Genomic DNA, 23,232 nt, shown 5'->3' on the forward strand with positions numbered 1-23,232 from the left:
CGACCAGAAGCGCACGCGGCGCTCTCTTCGGCGGGGAATGCCAGAGCCGTGGCCGCGGCCTCCTCGACCGGCTCCAGCGCGACGGAACGCCCACCGAACAGCGCAAGAAGCAACGCGGCCAGCACGATAGCGGCGGCCCGCGCAGAGGCCCGCCGCACGCCGTAACCACGCACAACCGTCACGCCACTCAAAGTATCCATTCGATGACTTTCCGTACATTACGCGTGAGGGTGACGTTTGCGCGACGCGCACGGGCCGCTCCGCGAAGCCCCCTCCCCGTCGGGACACCCGCCCTTCAAGCAACCCCGTTCCCGCCCGCACGGTGAGTGCCGGGTGCGCCATTCCGAACGCAGCGAGGAGGCCCCGTTTCAGTGACAGCTCGTCATGAGTCCGCCGCCTTGAAGAGGTGATCGGCCAACTCCTCAGCGCGCCCTGACGCAGCACTTCAGCGCTGCCTGCGGGTCGGGCGCCCACCGCATCATGACGATGCCTCAGTCCGCTCCTGGGTGGCGAGTCATGACCTTGGAGAGCGTTCCGCGATACCCCGTGGGGTCGGCACACCTTCGGCCAGGGGCGACGGTGGCTGGTGCGGTTGGCTCGGGCCCAGACGCCGGTGGAGCGCGGCGAGTGGCCGGGGCGCCCACCAATTGGCATGGCCGGTCAGTCGCATGAACGCCGGTACGAGGACGCCGCGGACGACTGTGGCGTCGACCAGGACCGCCAGTGCCAGTCCACACCCGATGAGTTTGAGTAGCGTGATGTCCGAGGTGACCAGGGGAAGCAGGGCGACAGCGAAGATCACCGAAGCAATCGTGATCATGCGTCCGGTCCGGGCGATGCCGGCCACCACGGCGGCACGGTGGTCGCCCGAGGCCCGGTACTCCTCCTGGATGCGCGAGATGAGAAACAGTTCGTAGTCCACGGAGAGCGCGAACGCAGCACCGAAGATCAGCACCGGCATGGAGGTCTCCAGCTCTCCCGTAACGGTGAAGTGTCCCAGGAGGTTGCGGAGGTGCCCGTCCTGGAAGACGTAGACCATTGCCCCGAAACTCGCAGTCAGGCTGATGCCGCCCATGAGCACCGCCTTGACAGGGATGAGCACCGACCCCGTGAAGAGGAACAGCAGTAGCAGCACACTGCCGATGATGATGGCCATCGCCCACGGCAGGGCGTCCAGGATCGCGTTCTTGGTGTCCAGGACCCGGGCCGGGCGCCCCGCGACGAGATGCGCACCCGGGGCGGGCAGCGCGCGCAGTTCCTCGACAAGGTGCTCGTCCGCGACCGGGTCACCGCTGCCGGTCACCGCCAGCCATGTCGCGCCGCGGGTGATGTGCGCGAGGGAGCCGATGTCCGGGCCGGACGTGAGGCGGCCGTTCCGGTAGTGACCGACCCCGGTGGAGACCTGGTCGACCGTGGGGAGAGCGGAGAGGCGGCGCGCGTAGGCGTCCAGTTCCTCCTCCTGGTCCACGGCGTCGACGTCGGGCAGGAGCACGGCCAGGGTGCGGTTCCACGGCAGGGCGAATTCTCGCTCGGTCCTGGTGGCGGTCGCGTGGGACTCGACTGGTTCGGGCAGGACGCGCTCGTCGGCGACGCCGAAGCGGACATGGGCGAAGGGAACGGCCAGGGTCGCCAGGAAGAGGACGGCGCAGCCGCCCGCCAGCACCGGCCGCCTCGTTGCGGTGCGAGCCGCGCGGTGCCACAGCGACGCGCGCTCCTCTCGCCGGGCCCGGCGCAGCGGTGCGAAGAGGTCACCCCGGTCGATCCGGGTGCCGATGACGGAGAGCAGGGCGGGCAGGACCAGCGCGGTGGTGGCCGCCGCCAGCAGGACCACGCTCATCCCCGCGACCGCCAGGGACCGCAGGAAGCCGAGCGGAAAGAGCAGGAGCGTGCTCAGGCAGACGGCCACCGTGGCCGCGGAGTACAGCACGGTCCGTCCGGCCGTGCGCATGGTGCGGGCAACAGCGTCAGCGGGATCGGTGACGGCTGCCAGCTCCTCCCGGTAGCGCGTGACGACGAAGAGCCCGTAGTCGACGGCCAGGCCGAACCCGAGCGCGGTGGTGATGTTGGACGCGAACGCCGAAACGGGCATGACGGTCGCCAACAGTCGCAGTACCGCGAACGTGCCCGCCACGGACAGTGCCCCGACCGCGGCGGGTAGCAGGGCGGCGGTCAGCGACCCGAAGGCGAACAGCAGGACCAGCACGGCCAGCGGCGCGCCGATGAGTTCGGCCCGGATCAGCTCCTGCCGACTGAGTTCGGTGGCCTGCGCCATGACCCAGGCGGGACCGGTCGCTGTGACCCGCAGGGATCCGTGTTCGCCGGTCAGGCCCGGGACCAGTGCCGCGGCACGTCGCGCCGCGGCGTGCTCGTCCCCGTGGAGATCGACGGTGACGAGGGCGGCGCGCCCGTCTTTGCTCAGCAGCCGGGTGTCCCCGACGGTCCAGTAGGAGAGGACCCGGCGAACCCCCGGTTGTTCCGCCGTCCGCCGGACGAACTCCTGACCGGTCCGGCTCACCCTTGGGTCGGTGACGGGTGCGTCGGCCCGGACATGGAGGACCAGGTCGGGAATGCCCGCGTCGAAATGCTGCTTGAGCATGCTCTCGGCGCGTGCCGCCTCGGTGCCATGGGCGATGTAGCCGCCGTTGGACAGGTGGCTGGGGGTGCCGATTGCGGCGAGTGCCAGCAGAGCGCCGAGGCCCAGCGCCGTCACCAGAATCCACCACGGGTGACGCACGGTCCACCGGTCCGCGCCGTCCTGACCGGCACCGCCTTCGTCCCGGCGCACTGTTGGTCCGGTCGGTGGACGGTGCCTTCGCATGGGCGGTCCTTTCATCGGCGCGGCGATCCTGACGAAAGGCGCACAGTGACGGCAAATGCGATGCGGTCCGTCTGGGTGATGAAATTTAACAATTGTGATGAAGGGGAAGCATTTGGACTAGTTTTCGTCTTCGGAAGTGAGCGCACAGTTCCGCAGCGACCAGGAGAATCCATATGTTTGGTAAGGCCAGCACCGTCCGTGCCGCCCGTGCCACCTGGGCGCGGCGAGGCGCCGCAGCGGTGGTCGCAGCAGGACTGGCCGGAGCGCTGCTCGCGGCCGGCACTCCCGCCGGCTATGCCCACGTTCCGGTACGGGCGTCCGTACCGTCCGCCGTCCAGGCGGGCCATCTGCTCAAGTGCGCTCTACGGACCGCCCCGAACGACCCGGTCGCCTTCTCCCCGGCCGTCTCCGGCACCCCCCGTCGTATCTCCGCCCGCGGCACCGTCCATCTGGACAACTGCGCATCCTCCAACGGCCGTTGGTCGCGGATCGCGTCCGGGCGGCTCGTGCTGCGCGGGAGCGGTCTGGCGAACTGCTCCCAGGTAAAGGGGGTCAAGGGCAGCGGCACCATCACCTGGTACTCCGGCACGAATCGGACCGGTGGCGTCGTCGGGCGGTCCACCGTCGTACCCGCGGGCCATGGTCACCGCGGCTACACGCCCGTCGACTCCTTCCTCAGCGGCTCGATCGCCTCTGGCCCCATGGCCGGACGCTCCGTCATGGGTAATGCCGTCCCCACCAACAACGTCTGGTCGTGCTTCACCGGCGGTCTCGGCCACATCACGGGGCGCGGCAAGCTCACCGTCGGCTGACCGCGCAGGCCACCGCCGCCTGTTGCGGCACCGGCGGAGGGGGCAGCCGGTATTCGGCGCAGGCGGCAGGGATGCGTACGCCGTTGGCGCGCAGCTGGTCCAGCCGGCTGTGGTACGCGGCGCCGCGCAGGAGGTGCTCGGCGATGGTGGTTACGTGGCGGCGTTCGGGGGTGGCCAGGACGCTGGCCGCGGTCCAGTCGTTGAACGCGCCCATCGCCGGGCCGCACCAGATCTGCCAGTCGTCGGCACGGTCGCCGAGGCCGGCGGTCGCCCAGCGCGAGGCCATCGCCAGGTACCAGCGGAAGACCATGGCCATGCGGTGCTTGGGGTCTGTTTCGGATCGGGCGAGCTGGTCGGGGTGATGGGTCTTGAGATAGGCGGCGGTCTCCTCCCACACGCGGTCCAGGACCTGCCCGAAGAGCCGCTCCAGGCGCCGCCGTTCCTCGGACGGCAGCTCGTCGAGGCCGGGATGATCGCGGTACAGCCGGTACAGGCGCGCCGCTCGGCCCGGGAACAGGGTGCCCCGGCTGAGGACCTGCACGGTGACGCCCTGTTCGAACATGTCCGCGGCCGGCGCCATGGCACAGTCGGCCAGGCCCGCCCCAGCGAGCAGAAGCTTGACGGCCGACGAGGTGCCGGCCTCGACACTGCCCTGGTTGACCGAGCCGGTGACGACATAGTCCGCGCCGAGGGCGAAGGCCGCGACCACGGCGCGCGGGGTGCCGATCCCGCCGGCCGCGCCGAGACGTACGGGAGCGCCGCCGGGACACGGGGTGCCGATCCGGTCGCGCAGCCGCGCGATCGCCGGGAGGAGCACGGTCAGCGGCCGACGATCGGTGTGCCCCCCGGAGTCGGCCTCGACGGTGATGTCGTCGGCCATCGGCACCGAGCGGGCGAGTACGGCCTGCTCGGCGGAGATCTCGCCGCGGGCCAGCAGCTCGGAGACGAGTGCTTCGGGCGCCGGCCGCAGGAACATCTCCGCGGTCTCCAGGCGGGAGATCTTGGCGACGATCCGGTGCTCGGCGCACACACCGGTACCGGCGTCGGAGCGTAGTCCCGTGACGCGGTAGCGCACCAGGTCGGGGGTGAGCTGCACGAACGCAGACGCCTCCACACAGCGCACACGGTGGCGCAGACAGAGGTCGACGCAGATCCGTTCCGCCTGCGGCGCCATGGGGCTGTGGATCAGATTGCAGGCGTACGGTGCGTCGCCGAGGTCGTGCTCCAGGCGGCCGAGCGCCTCATGGAGGCGGGCCACGGGCAGGCCGGCAGAGCCGAAGGAGGCGAGGTGGCCGGCGCGGGACAGGGCGACGACGAAGTCCTCGGAGGAGATGCCCCCGGCCATCGCCCCGGCCATATAGGGGAAGCGCACGCCGTGATGGCGCAGGAACGCGGACGAGCCGAGGCGGTGCGGCGGCAGCGGGCCGGCCGCGGCGAGCAGCGTGGCGCCGGAGCCGGGTGCGGGGACGTCGTGAGCGGCGCCCACCCGCCCGCCGACGCTGATGATGTAGCAGGGCAGGTCGATGGCGGACAGAACCGCGTACACCCCCTCCGGGGCGTAGTGCACAGTCATCGCGAGGCCTCCCGCATCGCCTGCGGCCGTGCCACCAGGGCGATGTTGTCCACTTGGTAGATCCGCAGGTCATCACGCCAGACGCTGCCGTCCGCGAGGATGAGCAGCTGGTTGCCGTCCCTGCGTACCTCGCGGATGTGCGCTTCGCCGCGCATCCGCCGGTGGTGCCGGAGGATCTGTCCCCGGTAGGACCAGCGCAGTTCCTCGCCGACCGCGAGGGCGAAGTACGGCTGCCGCAAGTCGTTGGTCAGGCCCGTGTGCAGGGCGAACGCCTGCACGGCCTGGAAGAGCATCTGCACACCTGCCGAGCCGGGCATCACCGGGTCATGGAGAAAGTGCTCGCGGAAGAACCAGTCGTCGTCGCGTACCGGTTTGGCGCACAGCACATACCCGGCGCCGTGGTCGCCGCCTCCAGGGACCACGGTCACGTCCTCCAGTAGAGACAGTCGGCCGTGGCCCAGGCGGGTGTCGTCGCGCAGGTCCAGCCGTCGCAGCCCCGCGGAGGCGGCAGGCCGTCGATCCAGCCACGGCGCGACGTATCCGCCGCCGTCCAGACCCTTTTGTCTTTCCAGCACTTCGGACGTGAAATAGCCGTGTACCGCATCGCCGGTGCAGAACACTTCACCGCCGGTGCTCAGCTCGAAGTCGCCGCGCTGGATGACCGCCCCAGGAATCGGCGAGGACGAGCGCAGGACGACATCCTGACCTACCGTCACCGCGCGCAGGTCGACCGCACCCACCAGCCGGAGCCGCCCGTCGAGGTTGCGGCACACGAAGTCCTGACCGGGGTTCTCCCACGTCATACCGGACAGCGCGCCGAGCAGTCCCATGGGCTGCATCGTCATCTCCAGCAGCGCCAAGGCAGGTACGCCGCCGCTCTCCCGGCAGTACCAAGGGTCGGCCGGCACGTCGTACTCGGATGTCAGTCGGCTGCCGGTCCGGTCCGGTCCCGGGCCGCCGGTCTCGGCGCGCAGACAGCGGTCCACCATCAGCAGGTCGCCGCGGGGCAGCCGTGGTCGTGTCTGCGTCGCGGTCCGCCGCGCGCCGTACGCGGCGAACACCGTGCCAGGATCGCCTTCGGCGGCATGCGCGATGTGCAGTTCGTTGACGATCGCCCAGCCGCCCGTGGACGCCTTGCGGCAGCTGAACCGCCCGGGGTGCGGCATGATGTCGGCGCCCGGTGCCTCCTGCACGGTCACGCCGAGGTCGCGCAGTCGGGCCACCACCTGTCCGGCCGCGGTGACTTCGCAGTCTGCTGTTGCGAACGGGTGGGGAAACAGCCCCAGTTCGGCCACCTCGACCGTGAATTGCAGTGTGCTTGCGCGTAGCGCCGAGGGGTCGAGCAACTCGACGCGGGTGGGGGCACCGGGCAAGGGGGTTACCCGCGCCCCGGGCAGGCACAGATGCATCCCCCGGTGGAAGGCGTACACCCGCAGTACTTCAGTGACCGCTTCGACCAGCCACGGCCACGGTACGAACTCGGTGTCCCCGGTGTCCCCGGTGGCCTCAGCGGGCGGGCGGGCGTACGCGCTCAGCAGACCCTGACCGTACCGGCCGCCTCCCGGCTCGATGACGGAGATCTCCTCCAGCAGCCGGACCGGCCATCGTTCGGGCAACGATGCCGGTTCCAGGCCGTCCTGGTCGAAGGCGGGGCCGAAGACCCCGGCGATGTCACCGGCGGCGAGAGCGTCCAGACCGGCATGGGACAACCGACGGATCTCGGTGCCTGCAAGGGGGCGGAACTCCGGTGGGAAGCACGGAACTTGACGTGGCGTGAAGTCCTCGTCCGACAGTCCCGGGGCGGTTCGTGCGATGGAGGCGATGAGCCGGTCACCGTCGTGGACGAGACAGCAGGTGTCAGCAGAGCCGGGGCCGCCGGTCGTCCGGACATGGAGTGTGGTGGAACCCGTCGGTACTGCATCGTGCCAGGTCACATCGAACGCAGCAGGGTCCCGGACCGACGCGGCGTCGGGCCGTAGAGCGGCTGCTCCGGCCCGTAGTACCACGGCGGAGCCGCCCAGCCGCGCCCACTCGCCGGGCGGGGGCTCGTACGCGGTCGTGGTGCCGGTGGCGGGCCGGCCCTTCGCGGGCTCGGGTGGTGGCGGGGGTGCGAGACCGGTGAGAGAGCCGTCCGGCGCTGGGTGCGCAGGCGTGCCGGACGCGGCGAGCCGGGTCTGCCAGTCGCTGATGGCCTGGTGTGCTGCGAGCACCGAGGCGTGGGCGCGCTGCACTTGCCTGGCCATCTGCCGGGCCAGTGCCGTGGGTTGGACCAGTGCCGTGGGCGTGGCGCCGGTTTCCGAGGGAAGCGGAGCGCGGGGGGCAGGGACCGCCCGTCCTTCGTCCGGTGGAGCCACCGCCGCATCGGGTGGAGTCATGGCCGGCATGCCACCCAGCTCAGCGAGGGGGACACCGTCGAAGCCGAGTTCGTTCATTCTCCCCATCCCGGTCACGCTGTGCCCCCTACGGGCGCGCGGCGGCCATGAGCCGTCATCCGGGCCGCCATCTGCGACTGGGTGAGACTGACCAGGGTCAGCCCGGTCCACCGCTGGTGGACCTTTCCGTCCGGGGCACAGGCGGTGATCGTGCAATGCAGGTCGAGCGCGGTCGCGGAGTCGAGTTCGGCGACGATGGCGAACGGCGCGTCGTCCGGCAGCGGTGTGAACAGCTCCACGCGCTCCACGCTCACCGGGGCGCAGCTCTCTTCGTGGCGTTGGCGTCCCAGCAGAGCTGCGGCCTGGAGGAGGAGGTCGGCGAGGCCGGGACTGTACAGCTGCCCGGCGTACGCGCCGTGGGCGAGGACGGGGTCGGGTAGCTGCGCGGCCAGGATGAGTCGGCCCTCTTCCTCCGCCAGTACGTTCCTCAGCCCTCTCAGAGTCGGTCCGTGGAAGAGGAACCCCTCGCCGTAGGACGCGTGGTGCTCCTCCGAGATCCGGAAGGGCGGCAGTTCCAGGCAGGGACTGTCGGGGGCCCGGTCGGCGCTTCGGAAGCCGCCTGAGTAATGCGCCTGTTCTTCCTGGCCGTGGTTGATGCTGTGTACGGTCACTCGTGCCTCGGCCGATGCCTCGGCCCGGTCCGGCACCAAACGGACCACGACCTGCTTCGGCTGCGAGCCGTCGAAGTACAGGCCCCGGTGGATACGGAAGTCCCGGCACTCGACCACCGGTCGGCCCCCTCCCCGGCCGCTCTCCAAGGCGTGCAGACCCCATCCGACAGCGGCGGTCATGGGCAGCAGCGGCGCACCCGCCCAACAGTGATCACGCAGCATCGGTTCGCGCTCCAGGCCGTTCAGAGCGCGCAGTGCCGTGAGCCCTGCCATGGGCAGGCTGTCGGACCGGTGGAAGGGAGCGGTGACCGGCCCGATGACGACGACTCCGTCCGCGCTGTGGTCGGGGCGCATCTGGGCGGTGAAGTACTCGCAGCCGACGTCACGCGCCAGCACGGGGATGCCCTGCTGGAGGAAGATTTCCTGCACAGGGGCGGCCATGCCGCCCGCCCACGGACCCCAAGCGACGGGTGTGACCCGGCAGGCGGGGTGAGCTGCCTTGAAGGCGCAGGCGTAGCGGTTCACCGCCTCGTTGGCCAGGGCGTAGTCCGACTGACGGACGTTGCCCCAGATGCCCGACACGGAGGAGAAGACCACCAGGTGCCGGAGCTGGGACCGGTCCACATTGTCGAGCACGTTGTGCAGACCGGACAGCTTGGTGCCGACCACCCGGGCGACGGATTCGAGGGTCTTGTCCGCCAGAGGGGAGTCGCCAAGGGATCCCGCGGCGTGGATCACGCCGGTGATCCGCGCGGTGTGCGGGGTCAGCGCGCCGGCCAGTGCGTCGGCGTCGCGTACGTCCGCGGCCAGGTAGTCGGCTTCGACGCCCCGTGACCGCAGTTCGTCGAGCACAGCGCGAATGCGGCGCCCGTCCAGGATCTCTTGGACCTGCTGGTCGGCGCGGGCGGCGTCGTCTTCACCGGCCGTGCGCGGTTGCTCCGCCAGCGCCCCGCGCAGCGCCGCGGGACTGTCCAGCCCTGCGGCCCAGTCCGGGTCCTCGGTGAGCGGGGTCCGGCCGAGCAGCAGGTAGGAACAAGGGTGCTCGGCGGCCAGCGCGGTGACGCACCACGCGGTGATGCCGGAGGCCCCGCCGGTGACCAGCAGCACATCGTCGGGGCCCAGTTGCGCCGTCTCCGGTGGGCTGGGAACCAGGGGGGCCGGGGTGTTCGACAGGGCGGGCGTACGGCGCCGCGTCCCGTCCAGGCCCACTTCGCGGACATCGGTGGCGAAGTCCGCGATCTCCGCCGCGAACGCGTCGCCGACGGTGTGGGCGGACAGCTCCGGGGCGAAGTCCAGAGCGCGGCAGAACAAGGGCGCGGATTCCAGGGCGAGCGTCTTGACCAAACCGCCGAGGCCCCCGGCGAGGGCGGCTACCGGGTCGTCGCCGGCGCCGGCGTAGCCGAGGGCCCCGTCGAGCTGGGTGACGGTGACGAACGCCGCGCGGGAGCCGTCGCGGGTGGTCTCCTCCAGGACGGGGAAGGTGTGCTTGGCCACCAGGATGGCGTGTTGGAGGCGGGTAACGAGCTGATCCACCGTCACATCGCGGTCACGGCCGACCGGCAGAACGCACAGGTCGATGCGCGAGGCCGCCGCCAGGACGGCAGCGAGCCGACCGGCCAGCGCCGTCTCGGTCCAGTCCTCCAGAGCCCAGGTCTCGCAGTCGCCCCGGTGGGCGCCGGGAAGCATGAGGTGGGACGTACGCCAGCCGCGGGCGCGCAATGACTCGGCCACCGTCGCGCACAGCTCGCCGCCGTCGTCCAGGAGCAGGGCGCACGGCTGATCGGCGTAGGCGTCGGTGCGAATGTCGACGGCGGGCAACTCGCGCAGGGTCACGAAGGCCCGGCCGAGCGGGATGACGTCAGCGCGCTGGAGCTCGGGGCGCGAGCCGGTGAGGATCTTCCGCAGCATGTCGGTGAGTTCGCCGACCGTACGGGCCTCGCTGAACCGGAAAAGCTCATCCCGGGTGATCACCGGATAGCGGCGCCAGACCTCTGCCGCGATCTCCACCTGCTTGAGCGAGTCGATACCGAGGTCTTCCTGGATGTAGAGGTCCGGTTCGATCATGTCGACGTCGTAGCCGGTCTTCTCCGCGACCACCTGGTGGAAGACATGCTCCAGTTCCTCCAGGTCCACCTCCGACATATCCATGGTGGCCTGCGCCGACCCCCCCTCGCCGTTCTGATCCGCCAGGAGTTCGGCCAGAGCCGAGGTGGCCGGGCCCCGCGGTCCCGCCGTGCCGGAGGCCGGGCGGGCGGAACGCGGTGACTCATCACCGGGGCGGGGGATCAGCGGGGTCCGGCCGGCAGGATGTTCCGATGGCGCAGGCCACGCCTGGTGACCCGGGAGCTCCGCCGTTCCCGGGTCGGTGGGCGTCGCGCCCAGGTGGTGCGGCGCGGTGCCGGTCGGCGGCGCCGCGCCGCCCTGGGGCAGGCTCAGCAGCCGGGTGACGACCTCTCCCGCCCGGGTGTGCGCCTCGCCCAGCGCCAAACTGTGCTGCGTGATGGCACCGACCGCGGCGGTGAGCGTCTCGTCGACCCGTCCGTCCGCAGCACTCGCCGCGAGCAAGCCGGTGAGCTGCCGGGCCGTGTCCAACTGGCCGTCCAGGTAGCGGATATGCGCGGTCAGGTGCTCCGCAGCGGCCTGGGACAGGGCGTCGTTCTCCGCTGCTGGGACGGAGGGAGCGGGCACGCGCGGCTGCGGGGTCTGCGATGTCCGGGGTACCGGCGGTGGCACGGTGGCGGGGCCCTCGTCTTCGCGCCGCTGTTCGTATGCCCGTCGGCTCGCCTCCAACGCGAAGGTCGGTCCCTCCAGCAGGCGGGCGACCTTCGACGGGGCGGGGTGCGGTGGCCGTGCCGGGGCGTCGTGGCGGTTGATACCGGTCAGGGGCAGTCCCAGAACGGCCAGCCGAAGAGCCGCCTCCTTAAGGACCGCGGTGCCGTCCGCGGCGCCACCGATGTCGCACGGGACCGCTTCCGCACCCCGGTCGCCCAAAGTGCGCTCCACCAGCCCCGTCAGGATGCGTTGGGGGCCGAACTCGACGAAGACGCGGACTCCGTCGGCGTACATCTCCTCCAGCCGGGCGCCGAAGTCCACCGGATGGCGCAGCTGCGCGACGAGGGTGCGGCGGTTGGCGGCCGGGTCCTGCCCGTACGTCGCTCCCGCGGTGTTGGCGTACACCCGCAAGCGGGGCTCTGCGAATTCCACGGCGGCGCAGTCCGCGCCGAAGGCATCGAGGGCGTGCTCGACGAACGCGGTGTGGAAAGCGGCGGCGACCGGCAACCGCTGGACCGGGACCGACTGCCCGGCGCACCACCGCACGAAGCGTTCCACTGCCGGGGTCGGGCCGCCCACGACCTGCTCGTCGGGCGCGTTGCGGCTGCACACCGCCACCTCGGGGTGCTCGGCCAGGATCTGCCGCAGCCGGGCTTCGGGTACGCGCACCGCGGCCATCGCCCCCGGGTCCGTGCTGCCGGGCGGCGGGGACTGCATCGCCCGGCCCCTGGCCCGCGCGAGTGCCAGGAACGCCTCGTCTCCCAGGCTGCCGGCTGCCCAGAGCGCGGTCAGTTCCCCGAAGCTGTGGCCGAGAACCGCGTGCGGGGCGAAGCCCAGCTCGGCCAGGAACCGGTACTGGCCCATGGCCAGCGCCGCGATGGCAGGCTGGGCGTACGCGGTACGGCGCAGGCGTTCGTCGGCGCGCCGCTCATCCCGATGGCCGGGCGGCGGGAAGACGGTGCGCGCCAGGGTGTCCTCGGGCGGGAAGAGCGCGTTGGCGTCATCGAACGCCGCGCGCAGGGGAGGCACGTCGAGCAGGGCGCGGAGGCCCATGTCCACGTACTGGCTGCCCTGCCCGGCGAACAGCGCCCCGACTTTGACCCCGGGCGGCAGGGCCGTGCGGCGGTAGTGAATGCCCCGGGCGTGGCTCCAACTGTCGTGTCCTGTGGTGTTGCGCAGTTGGTCGACGGTGGTGCTGAGCAGCTTGGCGTAATGCTCCTGACCCCTTGGCCCCCCGGCCACGAATCCGACGCGGGCGTGCCCGGCCGGGACGGGCCCGTCGTCGGGGACGGCACCGCTCTCCAGCCGGGCGAGCAGCTTCTGCGGGGTCGGCGCGTGCCACAGATGGGCACGCGGCGTACGGTGCAGGACCTGCGGGTCCTGGAAGCCGGCCGGTTGCGCGGAGGACCGTCCGGCGCCGGGCCGGTATTCCTCCAGTACGGCGTGGTGGTTCACGCCGCCGAAGCCGAACGCCGATACGCCGGCCCGACGCACCGGCCGGGCCGGGTCCAGGATCCAGGGCCGGGCGGCGGTGTTGACGTAGAGCGCCCCGCCATCGCGTACGGCCGAGTCGCTGGGGCGGCTGACGTTGATGGTGGGCGGCAGCAGTTTGTGGTGAAGCGCGAGCGCCGTCTTGATCAGACCGGCTGCTCCAGCCGCCGCCTTGGTATGGCCGATCTGTGATTTGACGCTGCCCACGGCGACGTAGTGGCTGTCCTCCGGGGTGGCCATCAGCTCGTCAAGTGTGGCCAGTTCCACCGTGTCGCCGGCCGGGGTACCGGTGCCGTGGGCCTCGACGAGCTCGACCGAGCTGGGCGAGCAGTCCGCGTCGAAATAGGCGCGTCGCAGTGCCGTCAACTGCCCCTGGCCGCAGGGGGCGTAGATGCTTTTGGCCCGCCCGTCACTCGAACCGCCCAGGCCACGGAGGACCGCGTAGATTCGGTCGCCGTCCCGTTCGGCGTCGGCGAGGCGTTTGAGCGCGAGCATGCCGATACCCTCGCCGATCAGAGTGCCGTCCGCATCGGCGTCGAACGGGCGCACCCGGCCGGTCGGCGACAGTGCCGGAGTCTTGCTGAAGCACATGAACGACACGACGGAGTTGTCCGCGTCGCACCCTCCCGTGATCATCAAGTCTGCCCGGCGGCTCAGCAGTTCGTCGACCGCTGCCCGCGCGGCCGTCAGAGAGCTGGCGCACGCCGCGTCCACGGTGTGGTTGGCCGCACCCAGGTTGAACCGGTTGGCGACCCGGCCGGACACGACGTTGCCGAGGATCCCGGGGAAGGAGTCCTCCGTCCACGAGGGCAGGGCCTCCAGGTACTGGCGGGCGGCCTGGTGCGCCTCCGCCTCGGGCAGCCCATAGGCGCGCATGGCCTCGATGATGGCCGGGGTCAGCAAGCGGGCAGCCAGCGGGATGAGAGTGGAGTTGGTCCCGCAGACCCCGAGCACCACCCCGGTGCGCGCCGGGTCGTATCCCTTGGCCTGGTCGCATCCCGCGTCGCGGAGCACGTCCCTGGCGACCATCAGACTGAGCAGCTGCACCAGCCCCGTGGAGTCCACGGTGTTCGGCGGCATCCCGAACTCCAACGGGTCGAACACGGCCGGTGACAGAAACCCGCCGCGGCGGGCATAGGTCTTGTCAGGGGCGAAGGGGTCCGGATCGTAGTGATCGGCGGTCTTCCACCAGGCGTCCGGAACATCGGTGGTGCAGTCCCTGCCCTCCACGACGTTGTCCCAGAACTCGCTCAGGTCCCTGGCCTCGGGGAACATCCCGGCAAGTCCCACGATCGCGACGGGATCACGAGCGAGTCGACGATCGACGTCATTTCCTGACACCAGCTACCTCACTCTTGCTCAGGCCCCGGAACCGCGGCAAACAGCCACCCCCTGGTCGCGTGTGTGAGTAACACGGCATGGAGTGACGCCGTCTGCCAGACCAAACGACACCCCACGCGCCCGGACACGGTCGATTAGACCGTCGCCTCCATGAAGGGTTGTTCCCGACTCGGCCCCGGAGCCCTAGCTCAGACACAGGGAGCGAGTAACCTGCCGGCAGGTTCCTGAGGTGTCTGGAGTTCCCGGGAGTCCGGGCTGAAGGCCGAAGGGGAGCAGCACCGTGGCAGACCGCTGGGTCAAGCTGGAACTCGATGTGAACACCTTCGACGCGGCGCGCTTCGAGAAGTACATACAGCGTTGCCGGGGCGCCGGCATCCGCATGAGCACGCTGACGTATGGTGCGGGCTCGCCGCGACATCAGACCGACGATCCTCCGGATTCGTCTTCAACGAGATGACCGGAGTCAAGGCTGCCTACCGTGGTCAAGGCATCTCCATCGCCATGAAGACGGTCGGCATCGGATTCGCCGGTCTGTGCGGTGTGGACAGGGTTCGAACGGTCCATCACCCGGCAAATATGAGCGCTATCGGCATGAACCGACGGCTCGGTTACGTAGACGCTGCGTGGGACTGATTCCGAGCCCGCTTTGACAGATCGGATTCGGCCGCCGCGAGCACGTCGGACGCCTCGATCGCCCCGGTAATCAGTGCCTTGGGAACCCGGACCCGCCCGCCGCGTCCTGCCCCGTACGCCTGCGACTTGAGCCCTGCGCCGCCCGCAGGTGCGGGACTCCCGCACGCCCGCCGGAAAATTGCGATGCGTGCCGCGACTGCCCTTGATACGGTCCCCGGCATGATCACTTGCACTGGCCAGAGCTGGTTCATCAAGCCCCGCAGCGCCGCCTAGCGGCAAGCTGCGACCGGCGTTCCGACAGCTTCGCCGCACTCCGGTTCCCCGCCGGTGCGGTGCTCGACGCTGCCCGGCTCCGACGATGACTCATACCGCGGAGCACGCTTCATGAACGACCAGAACCACCACAACAGCCACAGTGCCCATATCAACCACAGTGCCCATAACAACCACGGCGATCTGCGCGATCTCCTTCCCCCGACCAAGCCGACCCTGATGGCCGCCCCCGCCGAACTGACGCAGTGGGTCACTCGTCACGCCTTCCGGCTGGCCGATCTCGGCCCCGGAGCGGACCTGGCGGCCGCGCTCGAGGACCTGGGGCCGCTGCGCGACCTCGTCGGTGGCGCCCGCGTAGTCGCCCTCGGCGAGAGCTCGCACCAGATCCGCGAGTTCGCCCTGCTGCGCCACCGCATCCTGAGTTTCCTCGTCCAGAAGCTGGGCTTCACCGTCTACGCGATGGAGTACGGAGCCGCCGAGGGCCGCGCCGTCGACGCCTGGGTCCAGGGCGTGCCGGGCGACATCGACGACCTCCTTGCCCTCGAGAGCAGTGGAGTCCAGGTCACCGGCACCGAAGGCGAAGGTGAAGGCAAGGGCAAGGGCCTCAAGGGGCTGGGGCAGCCCGTCGAGTGCCGGGACACCCTGCGGTGGCTGCGCCGCCACAACGCCGGCGCCGCGCACCCGGTCCGCTTCGTCGGCTGCGACATCCCCATGGCAGGAGGCTCGCTCGCCCCCGTACTGGAGCCGGTCGCCGCCTACCTGACCACCGTGGACCCCGGCGCGCTGCGCTTCCTGAACACCGCGCTGGAGATCTCCGAGCCGATCGCCGGCGGGACGGTCATGGTGCCTGCCTACGCCAGGCTCGACCTGGACCCGGCAGTGCAAGACCGGCTCACCACCGCGCTTGCCCAACTGCTGGGCCGCTTCACGGACCTGCGCGAGATCTACACCGAGCGCAGCAGCCGTACGGCGTACGAGACCGCGTTGTCGGATGTCCGTGCGGCAGTGACGACCGACCGGGCCCAGCGCGCCATGGCTGAGGCGCTCGCGGGCGCGCCCGATGGGCTGAGCTTCGCCGCCCGGGAGCGCTATCTGGCCGACACGCTGCTTGAGTTCCTCAAGCGGTCCGGGCCCGGCACCCGCGTCGTCCTGGTCGGGCACAACGCCCACATCCAGCGCTCGGCCAATCAAGCCGACGGTTCACTGGCGGTGACACCCATGGGCAATCTGCTCTCCAGGGCGCTCGGCGCGGACTACGTTCCCATCGCACTGACCGGCAACGGCGGCGAGACGGTGGAGAACGTGCCCGACCGGGACCACCCGCTCGGGATGCGCTGGGGCCGGGCAACCACCCCTGAGGCCGCGCCGGACAGCGTCGAGGCGCTGTTCACGGGCGTGCCCGATGAACCGGCCCTGGTGGACGCGCGGGCGCTGCGCGAGTACGCACGTCGCCACGGGCTGCCGGAGCCGGTCCGCACCCGGCTGGACACCGCGTTCATCGAGATCCCCGCCCTGGAGGCGTTCGACGGGATCATCTGCGTCCCGGGCACCACCCTCAGCGCCGACACGCCACAGTAAGCGGCAGTCGCACCAGTAGCTCTGCATGGGTGTCCCAAGGTGGGACGGACACCCAGCGTCCACCCGGATCAGCGCCCTGCGCCGGTGTCGGGCATCGCTCAGTGTTTGGGCGTCTCGCTGAAGGTTTCAGCGGGTTGTTCGGCGTCTCGCGCAGTACTTCAGCATTGAGGTAATGGCCGCGGCGCAGCTGGCGTCAGCCGGGGGTGAGGAGGCGATACTCGTGTGTCCGTGCACGGCGGCGCGGTCGACCGGAGCTGTCTCCGGTGGGCCTGTGCCGTCGTGCCAGACGGGTGGCGTAGGTGTCGTGCCGGAGCGTCGGTCAGGTGGTGAAGGCTTCGCTGACGGCGTGGCTGTCCTCGTACATGCGGTAGCCGGTGATCTTGCCGTCGGCTGCGGTGATGTGGAGGGCGAAGTGGTTGGTGAAGGTCTTGCCGGTGGCCGGGACGCCGAAGCGGTTGTGGCCGATGACCACGGCGTGGTTGCCGTCGACGAGGGTGGTCGTGGTGACGTATTCCTCGGCCGGGGTGAGGTGCCGGCCGAAGGAGGCGAAGAAGTCGGCGATGTCGCTCTTGCCGGTCCGGGTGCCGGCCCAGGGGACGTTGGGGGCGCCGCCGACGTGGAAGTCGGCGCCGTCGGCGAACAGGTCCAGCACGGCCGGCATGTCGCCCGCGCCGAAGCGGGCGAAGAACGCGTCGATGACTTCGCGGGTGCCGGCCGGGGCGGTGGTGGTGTTCATGGTGATTCCGTTCTGGGTGATGTGCGATGGGTGGTGGGTGGTGGTTGATGGGTGGGGTGGTTCAGGGGGCGAGGGAGAGGACGATCTTTCCGGTGGTGTGGCCGGTCTCGCTCATCGTGTGGGCCTGGACGGCTTCTTCGAGGGGGAAGACCGTGTCGATGATCACGCGCAGGCGGTCTTCCTCGACCAGTGAGGTGATTTCACGCAGCCCGTGATGGTCGGGTTCGACGAGCATGAACACCGCCCGCACGCCGGCCGCCTCGGCTGCTTGCGTGGGGAAGGTTTCGTCGAGCGGCAGGATGGAGATCAGGGTGCCGCCCGGGCGCAGAGTGCGCAGGGAGCGGGTCCAGTTGGGGCCGCCTATGGAGTCCAGGACGACGTCGACATCGCGGAGCGTCGCGGCGAAGTCCTGGGTGCGGTAGTCGATCAGTTCGTCGGCGCCGAGTGCGCGCAGCAGGTCGTGTTTGGCGGCGCCGGCGGTGCCGATGACGTATGCGCCGCGGGACTTGGCGATCTGCACGGCCAGGTGACCGACGCCGCCGGCGGCGGCATGGATCAGGACGCGGTGGCCGGGCTGGATGTTCGCGGTGTCCACCAGTGCCTGCCAGGCGGTCAGTGAGGCCAGTGGCAGGGCGCCGGCCTGGATGTGGTCGAGGCCCTGCGGGCGGGGGGCGAAGTGCCGGGCGGGGGCGGCGACGTACTCGGCATAGGCGCCGGCCGGATGCGGGAAGCGCGGCATGCCGAACACCTCGTCGCCGGGCTGGAAGAGCGTCACCCCGTCGCCGACCGCCTCGACCTCCCCGGCGACGTCATAGCCGAGGGTGAAGGGCGGCGTGGCGCCGGTGACGAACGCCCCCCGCCGGCGGGTCTTGCAGTCGGCTGGGTTCACGCCCGCCGCGTGTACACGGACCAGGATCTCGCCCCGGCCCGGCTCCGGGCGCTTCGTCTCGACGACCTTGAGGACCTCGGGGCCTCCGGCGGTGTCCTGGACGACGGCACGCATCGTCGTGGGGGCTGTGGTGCCTTGGGGCATCGTGGCGTTCTCTTTCCAGGAGGAGATTTCTCGCGGTTTGTGCCCGTTTCCTTGGGCATGCCCTCAGGTTGCCGGGAACGGCGGGCCTCCAGTAGTGGCCTGATGGTCAAGGAATGAAAGGATCGGGTCATGCACCACGTTGGCGTTCTGGCACTGGACGGCGTCGTCCCCTTCGAACTCGGCATCCCCGCCCGTATCTTCGGGGCCGCCCGCGACAGCGCGGGCAACCGGCTCTACTCCGTGACGACCTGCAGCCTGGACGGCCGTCCCGTACGCGCCGAGGCCGACTACGGACTCACCGTCTCCCGCGACGCCTCCCTGCTGGCCGCCGTCGACACGGTCGTCATCCCGCCCTCCCACGCCCTCGGGCCGATCCGGGACGAAGGCCGCCTGCCCGACGCGCTGCGCGAAGCCCTGGCCGCCATCCGCCCCGGTACCCGGATCATCGCGATCTGCACGGGCACCTTCGTCCTTGCCGCCGCCGGGCTGCTCGACGGCCGACCAGCCACCACCCACTGGCGTGAAGCCGACCGGCTGCAGCGCATGGTCACCACCGCCCGCATCGATCCCGACGTGCTCTTCGTCGACGACGGCGACATCCTCACCTCGGCCGGAGTGGCCGCCGGCATCGACCTCTGCCTCCACATCGTCCGCCGCGACCACGGCAGCGAGGTCGCCAACGAGGTCGCCCGCTCCTGCGTCGTACCGCCCTGGCGCGACGGCGGCCAGGCCCAGTACATCCGGCGCCCCGTCCCCGACCCCACGGCCTCCGGCACCGCCCCCACGCAGGCCTGGGTGATGGAACGCCTTGCCGAACCCGTCACGCTGGCGGACATGGCAGCCCATGCCAAGGTCAGCGTTCGCACCTTCACCCGCCGCTTCCGCGCGGAGGTCGGCACCAGCCCCGGCCAGTGGCTGGTGCGCCAACGCGTCGATCTGGCCCGGCACTTGCTGGAGACCACCGACTGGCCGGTCGACGTCGTCGCTCACCGTGCCGGATTCGGCACCGGTGTCTCCCTGCGCCAGCACCTCCACGCCGCCCTCGGCGTCACACCCCAGGCATACCGCCGGACCTTCCGCCCCACGCCCGCAGCCGCCTGACGGTCAGGGACTGCCGTCGGTGAGGCGTCCGTGGTGCGGCGTCCACACGGCGAGCAGCAAGATCCACCGCTGGTCGAAGAAGACCAAGTCCGAACTTTGATTCACCCCGACCAGCACCTCCTGGGCGAACCCGATCGAGCCCACTTCAGACCGCTGCAGCAGCTCACTCTCGCCAGCCCCCACCACCCCAGCCCCCACCACCCCAACCACACCGTGCAGACGACGGCACTGCACGCCTATCTGCGCCGGCACAACGCCAATGCCCGCCACCCCGACGACTTGTCCCGCCCATCGCCGCGAACGCGCACGCATACGCAGTGAGAACGACATCCGCTGCGGCGGGGCGACCGCTGCAAGCCGTGTGATCAGCTCTCGGCCGACGGTACGTCCGTCGAGACACCCAATCGCATGCCCTGCGCCCGGACCTGTCCCCAGGCGACTGATGGATCCACATTGCCGCACCGGTTCGGCCGGTTCCGTACGGGCGTGGCGATCTGTTCAGGCTGTCACGACCGGTGCCAGAGCGAGGACCGCTACGTCGTAGCGTTCATCGACCACCGCGGGTCGCAGGGGAGCCTCAACGGCAGCATCGGATTCCAGGCGTTGCAGCCCCTCTTGGAACTCACTCGTCGTCAGATGGGTGAACTTCGACTGGGGCCGCGTCCCCATGCGCGTGTGAAAGTCGCGCAGGCTCGCGGCGATCGGCCGCGCGAAGGAGGTGATTTCCTGAACGCCGAAGCCGATCGAGGTGAAGTCCGCGAGCACCTCCTCCCGGCTTGGGAAGCGCCTGGCATCGATCTCGCGGAGCTGTGGCCAGTAGCGATAGACCATCGCGTCCAGACCCTCGCGGAACGTTGTGCGGATCACAACCACGCCTCCGGGCCGCAGCACACGTGCCAACTCCCTCGCACAGGCACGACGATCAGGAAGGTGGTGGATCACGCGTGACAGCAGGGCCAGATCGAACAACTGCCCCCGGGTCGGCACCGCCTCTGCGGTGCCACCGACGTAGTGGACGGCTGGGTGTCGGCTGAACCGACGGGCCTGGGCAAGCATGGGCACAGAAGGATCGATCCCGACCACTGTCGATGCCTGCAGCCAACGGGCCATGGCCGCACAGAACATCCCCGTGCCGGCACCGATCTCCACCACTGCCGGAGCTGACCGGGCGCTGAACGATCCAATCAGCTCGGCCCAAGCCCGGAGCGACTCCTCGGGCATCTCATTGCCCTGCTGATAGACACCCGCGAGACGTACATCGTCATAGACCCGGCCCATCCCGTGATCCTCTCCAGCGGACCCGCAGCAGGCAAGACCGCCAGCACCCTTGCCCGCAAGCGCAAGCCACCAGAACTTGCAACCCGGCGAACCCACCCGGTCAGAGCACCAGCGGTCGATTTACATCAGGAGGAGCGCCACAGTGGCCAAGTGAACTGCACAGTGGGCCAACTGGAACGCTTAGCTAGGCCTGTCCGGCGGATCCATCCGGTGCTCTCCAGGTCCTGCCCAAGGGCTCGGCGAGCGTGGCGGATTGGGAGGAGCCGCCGGTAAGGGCCTACTACGCGTCGTCTGTATCCGTCGAGTCCTTGGGTGTGCCTGCTAGCCAGCGCTCCGCCCAGCGCCGCTGGGCACTCTCCAGGTGCTCGGAGAAGGCGAGACGTCGTGCCTGCTCCCGGAGTCTGGCGACGCTCCTGGGGCGGGCAACGATGGAGAGGTCGATCCCGACTTGGTAGTAGCCGCTCTTCATGAGCACCTCCCCGTCGAGCGAGGCCATGATGAAGGTCGGGTTGCCGGCTCCCGCCCCCAGGGCGCCACTTGCGCTGCCTACTCCGGCTACGTCCCATGCCGGCGCGAGCGCGACCCGGCCCTCCTCTGGCCGCAGGTAGCCCATGTACATGGCCACTGACACCGGGAGCAGCTGGTCGGCGGTCGGGATGACTTCGCGGAATAGCAGACCGGCAGCATCCAGGTCGGCGACGAGCTTCGCTTCGGGTTTGCGCACCCACGACATGATGCCGATTGCACGAGATCGTGTGCGGAGGCGGTGGTGGTCGGCTGCGGTGCCGGCGGGATTCGAACCCGCGGAGGGGAGGGGCAGGCCCGCCCGGTCCCCGTCAGTCGGCGTGAGAGGAGCCTCTCTCACGCCGATCGCAATGGGCCGCTCTGCCACGGCTCCGCAACCTGCGGGAACTGCGCAGTCCCGCTCCGGTCAGGATAGAGAAAGCGCCCTGCACAGGGCGAGCCTTTTATCTGGAGCGTGGCAGGAGTCGGCGCCCTGCCGTCACTCACCACAAAAGTTGAGCCAGAGCCAGAGCCGGAGCCTGTGTCTGTGAAGGCAGTTGTGCACGGCCAGGGCTGGGGTAGGGTCCGCGCCGGGCCGACGGGACCGGGCTCTGGGATATTGGGGCCCATGCCTCACGGCGGGCCGCGGCCGGCGGTTCCCAGGTGGGACCAGGCGGTGCGCACCCCCCCGGTGGAGGACGCCCCGCACACCGCATTCGACCGATACCGCATCGAGGAACAGCAGTTGACCCCGCACTCTCTGGCGTTCTACGTGGACGTCGTCATCACCGGCACCGTGCTCGGCGTGCGCCCCACGGACTCTCCCAACCGCGTCACTGCGGTCCTGGGGTCGGACTTCGGTGAGAACAACTTCGGCGACCGCAGCATGTGCCGTGACTACGGCCTGGCCGAGTTCTACTGGGACCGCGTTTCCGCCGACCACCCCTGGTCGGGCCACCACTTCACCTTGCAGGTGCACAGGCTCGCCTACCGGCGAGGCACGCTCGCCAACGAGATGCTCCGTGCCCGGTACGGGCGGTTCACCCCCAGGCTTCGGTTCGAGAAGCTGCAGCGCCTACTTCAGCGGCGCGGCGTCCCCCTGCTGGAGATCCCGGAAATACCAGCGAACGCACCGTACTACCGAACGTTCTGGCAGCCCGATTCCCAGGTGGCCGTCTCCGTCATCGGCACCTACGGCGAGTACAGCACACCGGACTCTCTGCGGGTCGGTGATGTGTACAGCATCCACGCCCCGATGACTGCGGACGAAGTGGAGTGGCGGAGAGGGCGGGTCGGTTAACGCCGGATCGGGCTTGCGATTTGGGGCCACTTCCCGGAGCCCTGCACGACCGCCAGCCGTCACTCAGCCTCCGCGGTCCACAGCTGCTGAGCCGGAACCCGCGTTCCAACACCACTGGTTGGACGCCATACGCCAGACGCCAGGCCCGCACGGGCTGGACCTGGCGAGCGACCCCAGAGGCATGGCCCGCATCCTTGGTGGGGATCAGTGAAGTTGGCTTTGACCGCACTTCCGTGAAAGCCGAGGTCAGTAGGGGGAGCGCAAGATCATTCGCTGACGGTGTCCATCGTCCATCAGGGTGCGGGCCATCTGCAGCTCCTGGTGACGCGGCGGCTCGGTGCTCAGCACGGTGATCTCTTCGCTGCTGCGCAGCTCGTCGGGCCACAACAGCGTCTGCATCGCGATGATCTGGCCGCGGGGCCGTTGCAGGGCGAGTGACTCTCGGCTGCGCATGACGCCCCCCGGCCGAGGAGTACCGCTCCCACCGACACCGAATAGGAAGAGTTCCTCGGCCACTTCGAACGCCGCAAGCTCTCCGTCGGCACCTGCGCCCGCGCCTTCGGCCCGACATGCGTCCACGAACATGCCTGCGTCAGCTGCTCCCTACTGCGCCCAGACCCCGCCCAACGCCACAGTCTGGTCGAGATCTGCAACAACCTCCTCGCCCGGATTGTCGAGGCGGAGTGTGAGGGCCCCAGGGCCAACTCCCGATGGAACGCGCCAGATCTCCGGACGGAACGCGTCAGGCGCTCAGGCGGCGGACCAGGGTCACCAGCGTTTCCCGCTGGGCGTCCTCGCCGGCGTCGGCGATGGCGGGCACGAGCATGCGGGCGAGCTGGGGCAGGGTGAACCTGGAGGCGGTCAACCACGACGCCTTTCGCCGCACGGCCCACCCACGTTCATCGCACCTCGAACCACCTGCCGCCCGGCCCTGCCTGAGCCGGGC

Annotated in this window: 16 protein-coding genes and 1 pseudogene; 6 read left to right on the top strand and 11 right to left on the bottom strand. The window is 70.1% G+C overall.

Annotation, left to right across the window (positions count from 1 at the left end; genetic code table 11):
- Window positions 1-182 (bottom strand): hypothetical protein (locus AB0I10_RS34535; protein WP_363156658.1); only part of this gene is annotated, 182 nt, incomplete at its 3' end.
- A 332-nt stretch (window positions 183-514) separates the two neighbouring features.
- Window positions 515-2,818 carry an MMPL family transporter gene (locus AB0I10_RS34540; protein ID WP_363156659.1) on the bottom strand — a complete coding sequence of 768 codons (2,304 nt, stop codon included), beginning with the start codon at window positions 2,816-2,818 and terminating at the stop codon, window positions 515-517.
- Window positions 2,819-2,991: 173 nt separating this feature from the next.
- Between AB0I10_RS34540 and AB0I10_RS34545 the strand changes: the two genes are divergently transcribed.
- Window positions 2,992-3,630 carry a hypothetical protein gene (locus tag AB0I10_RS34545; protein ID WP_363156660.1) on the top strand — a complete coding sequence of 213 codons (639 nt, stop codon included), beginning with the start codon at window positions 2,992-2,994 and terminating at the stop codon, window positions 3,628-3,630.
- On the opposite strand, the gene AB0I10_RS34550 is transcribed toward AB0I10_RS34545, so the two are convergent.
- Genes AB0I10_RS34550 through AB0I10_RS34560 form a run of 3 tightly spaced genes read right to left on the bottom strand, consistent with a single transcriptional unit; the run spans window position 3,617 to window position 13,850 of the window.
- The gene (locus AB0I10_RS34550) at window positions 3,617-5,203 is read right to left on the bottom strand and encodes a PfaD family polyunsaturated fatty acid/polyketide biosynthesis protein (protein ID WP_363156661.1); all 1,587 of its coding nucleotides are present in this window, start codon (window positions 5,201-5,203) and stop codon (window positions 3,617-3,619) included. The genes AB0I10_RS34545 and AB0I10_RS34550 overlap by 14 nt on opposite strands.
- Window positions 5,200-7,644, bottom strand: a complete 2,445-nt coding sequence (locus AB0I10_RS34555; protein WP_363156662.1) for a 3-hydroxyacyl-ACP dehydratase — start codon at window positions 7,642-7,644, stop codon at window positions 5,200-5,202. The genes AB0I10_RS34550 and AB0I10_RS34555 overlap by 4 nt, the downstream gene beginning before the upstream one ends.
- A gap of 5 nt (window positions 7,645-7,649) precedes the next feature.
- The gene (locus tag AB0I10_RS34560; protein ID WP_363156663.1) at window positions 7,650-13,850 is read right to left on the bottom strand and encodes a beta-ketoacyl synthase N-terminal-like domain-containing protein; all 6,201 of its coding nucleotides are present in this window, start codon (window positions 13,848-13,850) and stop codon (window positions 7,650-7,652) included.
- 280 nt (window positions 13,851-14,130) lie between these two features.
- Between AB0I10_RS34560 and AB0I10_RS34565 the strand changes: the two genes are divergently transcribed.
- A complete protein-coding gene (locus tag AB0I10_RS34565) occupies window positions 14,131-14,307 on the top strand; it encodes a hypothetical protein (protein ID WP_363156664.1) in 177 nt (58 codons plus the stop codon).
- Between the two features lie 560 nt (window positions 14,308-14,867).
- Window positions 14,868-16,334, top strand: coding sequence for an erythromycin esterase family protein (locus tag AB0I10_RS34570; protein ID WP_363156665.1), 1,467 nt, complete (start codon window positions 14,868-14,870; stop codon window positions 16,332-16,334).
- A gap of 319 nt (window positions 16,335-16,653) precedes the next feature.
- Here AB0I10_RS34570 and AB0I10_RS34575 read toward each other — a convergent pair whose 3' ends face one another.
- Window positions 16,654-17,070 (bottom strand): nuclear transport factor 2 family protein, encoded by a 417-nt coding sequence (locus AB0I10_RS34575; RefSeq protein WP_363156666.1) that lies wholly within the window; start codon window positions 17,068-17,070, stop codon window positions 16,654-16,656.
- Between the two features lie 61 nt (window positions 17,071-17,131).
- Complete coding sequence (locus AB0I10_RS34580; RefSeq protein WP_363156667.1) at window positions 17,132-18,103, bottom strand: NADP-dependent oxidoreductase; 972 nt, start codon at window positions 18,101-18,103, stop codon at window positions 17,132-17,134.
- Between the two features lie 129 nt (window positions 18,104-18,232).
- Between AB0I10_RS34580 and AB0I10_RS34585 the strand changes: the two genes are divergently transcribed.
- Window positions 18,233-19,204, top strand: a complete 972-nt coding sequence (locus AB0I10_RS34585) for a helix-turn-helix domain-containing protein (RefSeq protein ID WP_363156668.1) — start codon at window positions 18,233-18,235, stop codon at window positions 19,202-19,204.
- A 61-nt stretch (window positions 19,205-19,265) separates the two neighbouring features.
- Window positions 19,266-19,547, top strand: a pseudogene (locus tag AB0I10_RS34590) (IS630 family transposase); the annotation flags it as partial.
- Between the two features lie 155 nt (window positions 19,548-19,702).
- Here the strand turns inward: AB0I10_RS34590 and AB0I10_RS34595 are convergent.
- Entirely contained in the window at window positions 19,703-20,482 is a 780-nt protein-coding gene (locus AB0I10_RS34595; protein ID WP_363156669.1) for a class I SAM-dependent methyltransferase, read from the bottom strand.
- Between the two features lie 280 nt (window positions 20,483-20,762).
- Window positions 20,763-21,206: a hypothetical protein gene (locus AB0I10_RS34600; RefSeq protein ID WP_363156670.1), complete on the bottom strand. Its 444-nt coding sequence runs from the start codon at window positions 21,204-21,206 to the stop codon at window positions 20,763-20,765.
- A 525-nt stretch (window positions 21,207-21,731) separates the two neighbouring features.
- Between AB0I10_RS34600 and AB0I10_RS34605 the strand changes: the two genes are divergently transcribed.
- Complete coding sequence (locus AB0I10_RS34605; RefSeq protein WP_363156673.1) at window positions 21,732-22,286, top strand: hypothetical protein; 555 nt, start codon at window positions 21,732-21,734, stop codon at window positions 22,284-22,286.
- Window positions 22,287-22,532: 246 nt separating this feature from the next.
- On the opposite strand, the gene AB0I10_RS34610 is transcribed toward AB0I10_RS34605, so the two are convergent.
- Window positions 22,533-22,739 carry a hypothetical protein gene (locus tag AB0I10_RS34610; RefSeq protein ID WP_363156671.1) on the bottom strand — a complete coding sequence of 69 codons (207 nt, stop codon included), beginning with the start codon at window positions 22,737-22,739 and terminating at the stop codon, window positions 22,533-22,535.
- 289 nt (window positions 22,740-23,028) lie between these two features.
- The gene (locus AB0I10_RS34615) at window positions 23,029-23,151 is read right to left on the bottom strand and encodes a hypothetical protein (protein WP_363156672.1); all 123 of its coding nucleotides are present in this window, start codon (window positions 23,149-23,151) and stop codon (window positions 23,029-23,031) included.
- Between the last annotated feature and the right edge of the window lie 81 nt (window positions 23,152-23,232).

The organism is Streptomyces sp. NPDC050636 (genome assembly GCF_040654775.1).
GTDB lineage: Bacteria > Actinomycetota > Actinomycetes > Streptomycetales > Streptomycetaceae > Streptomyces.

Excerpts from the sequence above, each read along its gene's own strand:
- AB0I10_RS34540 (WP_363156659.1), bottom strand. The coding sequence starts at position 2,818 with ATGCGAAGGCACCGTCCACCGACCGGACCAACAGTGCGCCGGGACGAA.
- AB0I10_RS34545 (WP_363156660.1), top strand. The coding sequence starts at position 2,992 with ATGTTTGGTAAGGCCAGCACCGTCCGTGCCGCCCGTGCCACCTGGGCG.
- AB0I10_RS34550 (WP_363156661.1), bottom strand. The coding sequence starts at position 5,203 with ATGACTGTGCACTACGCCCCGGAGGGGGTGTACGCGGTTCTGTCCGCC.
- AB0I10_RS34555 (WP_363156662.1), bottom strand. The coding sequence starts at position 7,644 with ATGGGGAGAATGAACGAACTCGGCTTCGACGGTGTCCCCCTCGCTGAG.
- AB0I10_RS34570 (WP_363156665.1), top strand. The coding sequence starts at position 14,868 with ATGAACGACCAGAACCACCACAACAGCCACAGTGCCCATATCAACCAC.
- AB0I10_RS34575 (WP_363156666.1), bottom strand. The coding sequence starts at position 17,070 with ATGAACACCACCACCGCCCCGGCCGGCACCCGCGAAGTCATCGACGCG.
- AB0I10_RS34580 (WP_363156667.1), bottom strand. The coding sequence starts at position 18,103 with ATGCCCCAAGGCACCACAGCCCCCACGACGATGCGTGCCGTCGTCCAG.
- AB0I10_RS34585 (WP_363156668.1), top strand. The coding sequence starts at position 18,233 with ATGCACCACGTTGGCGTTCTGGCACTGGACGGCGTCGTCCCCTTCGAA.
- AB0I10_RS34595 (WP_363156669.1), bottom strand. The coding sequence starts at position 20,482 with ATGGGCCGGGTCTATGACGATGTACGTCTCGCGGGTGTCTATCAGCAG.
- AB0I10_RS34610 (WP_363156671.1), bottom strand. The coding sequence starts at position 22,739 with ATGCGCAGCCGAGAGTCACTCGCCCTGCAACGGCCCCGCGGCCAGATC.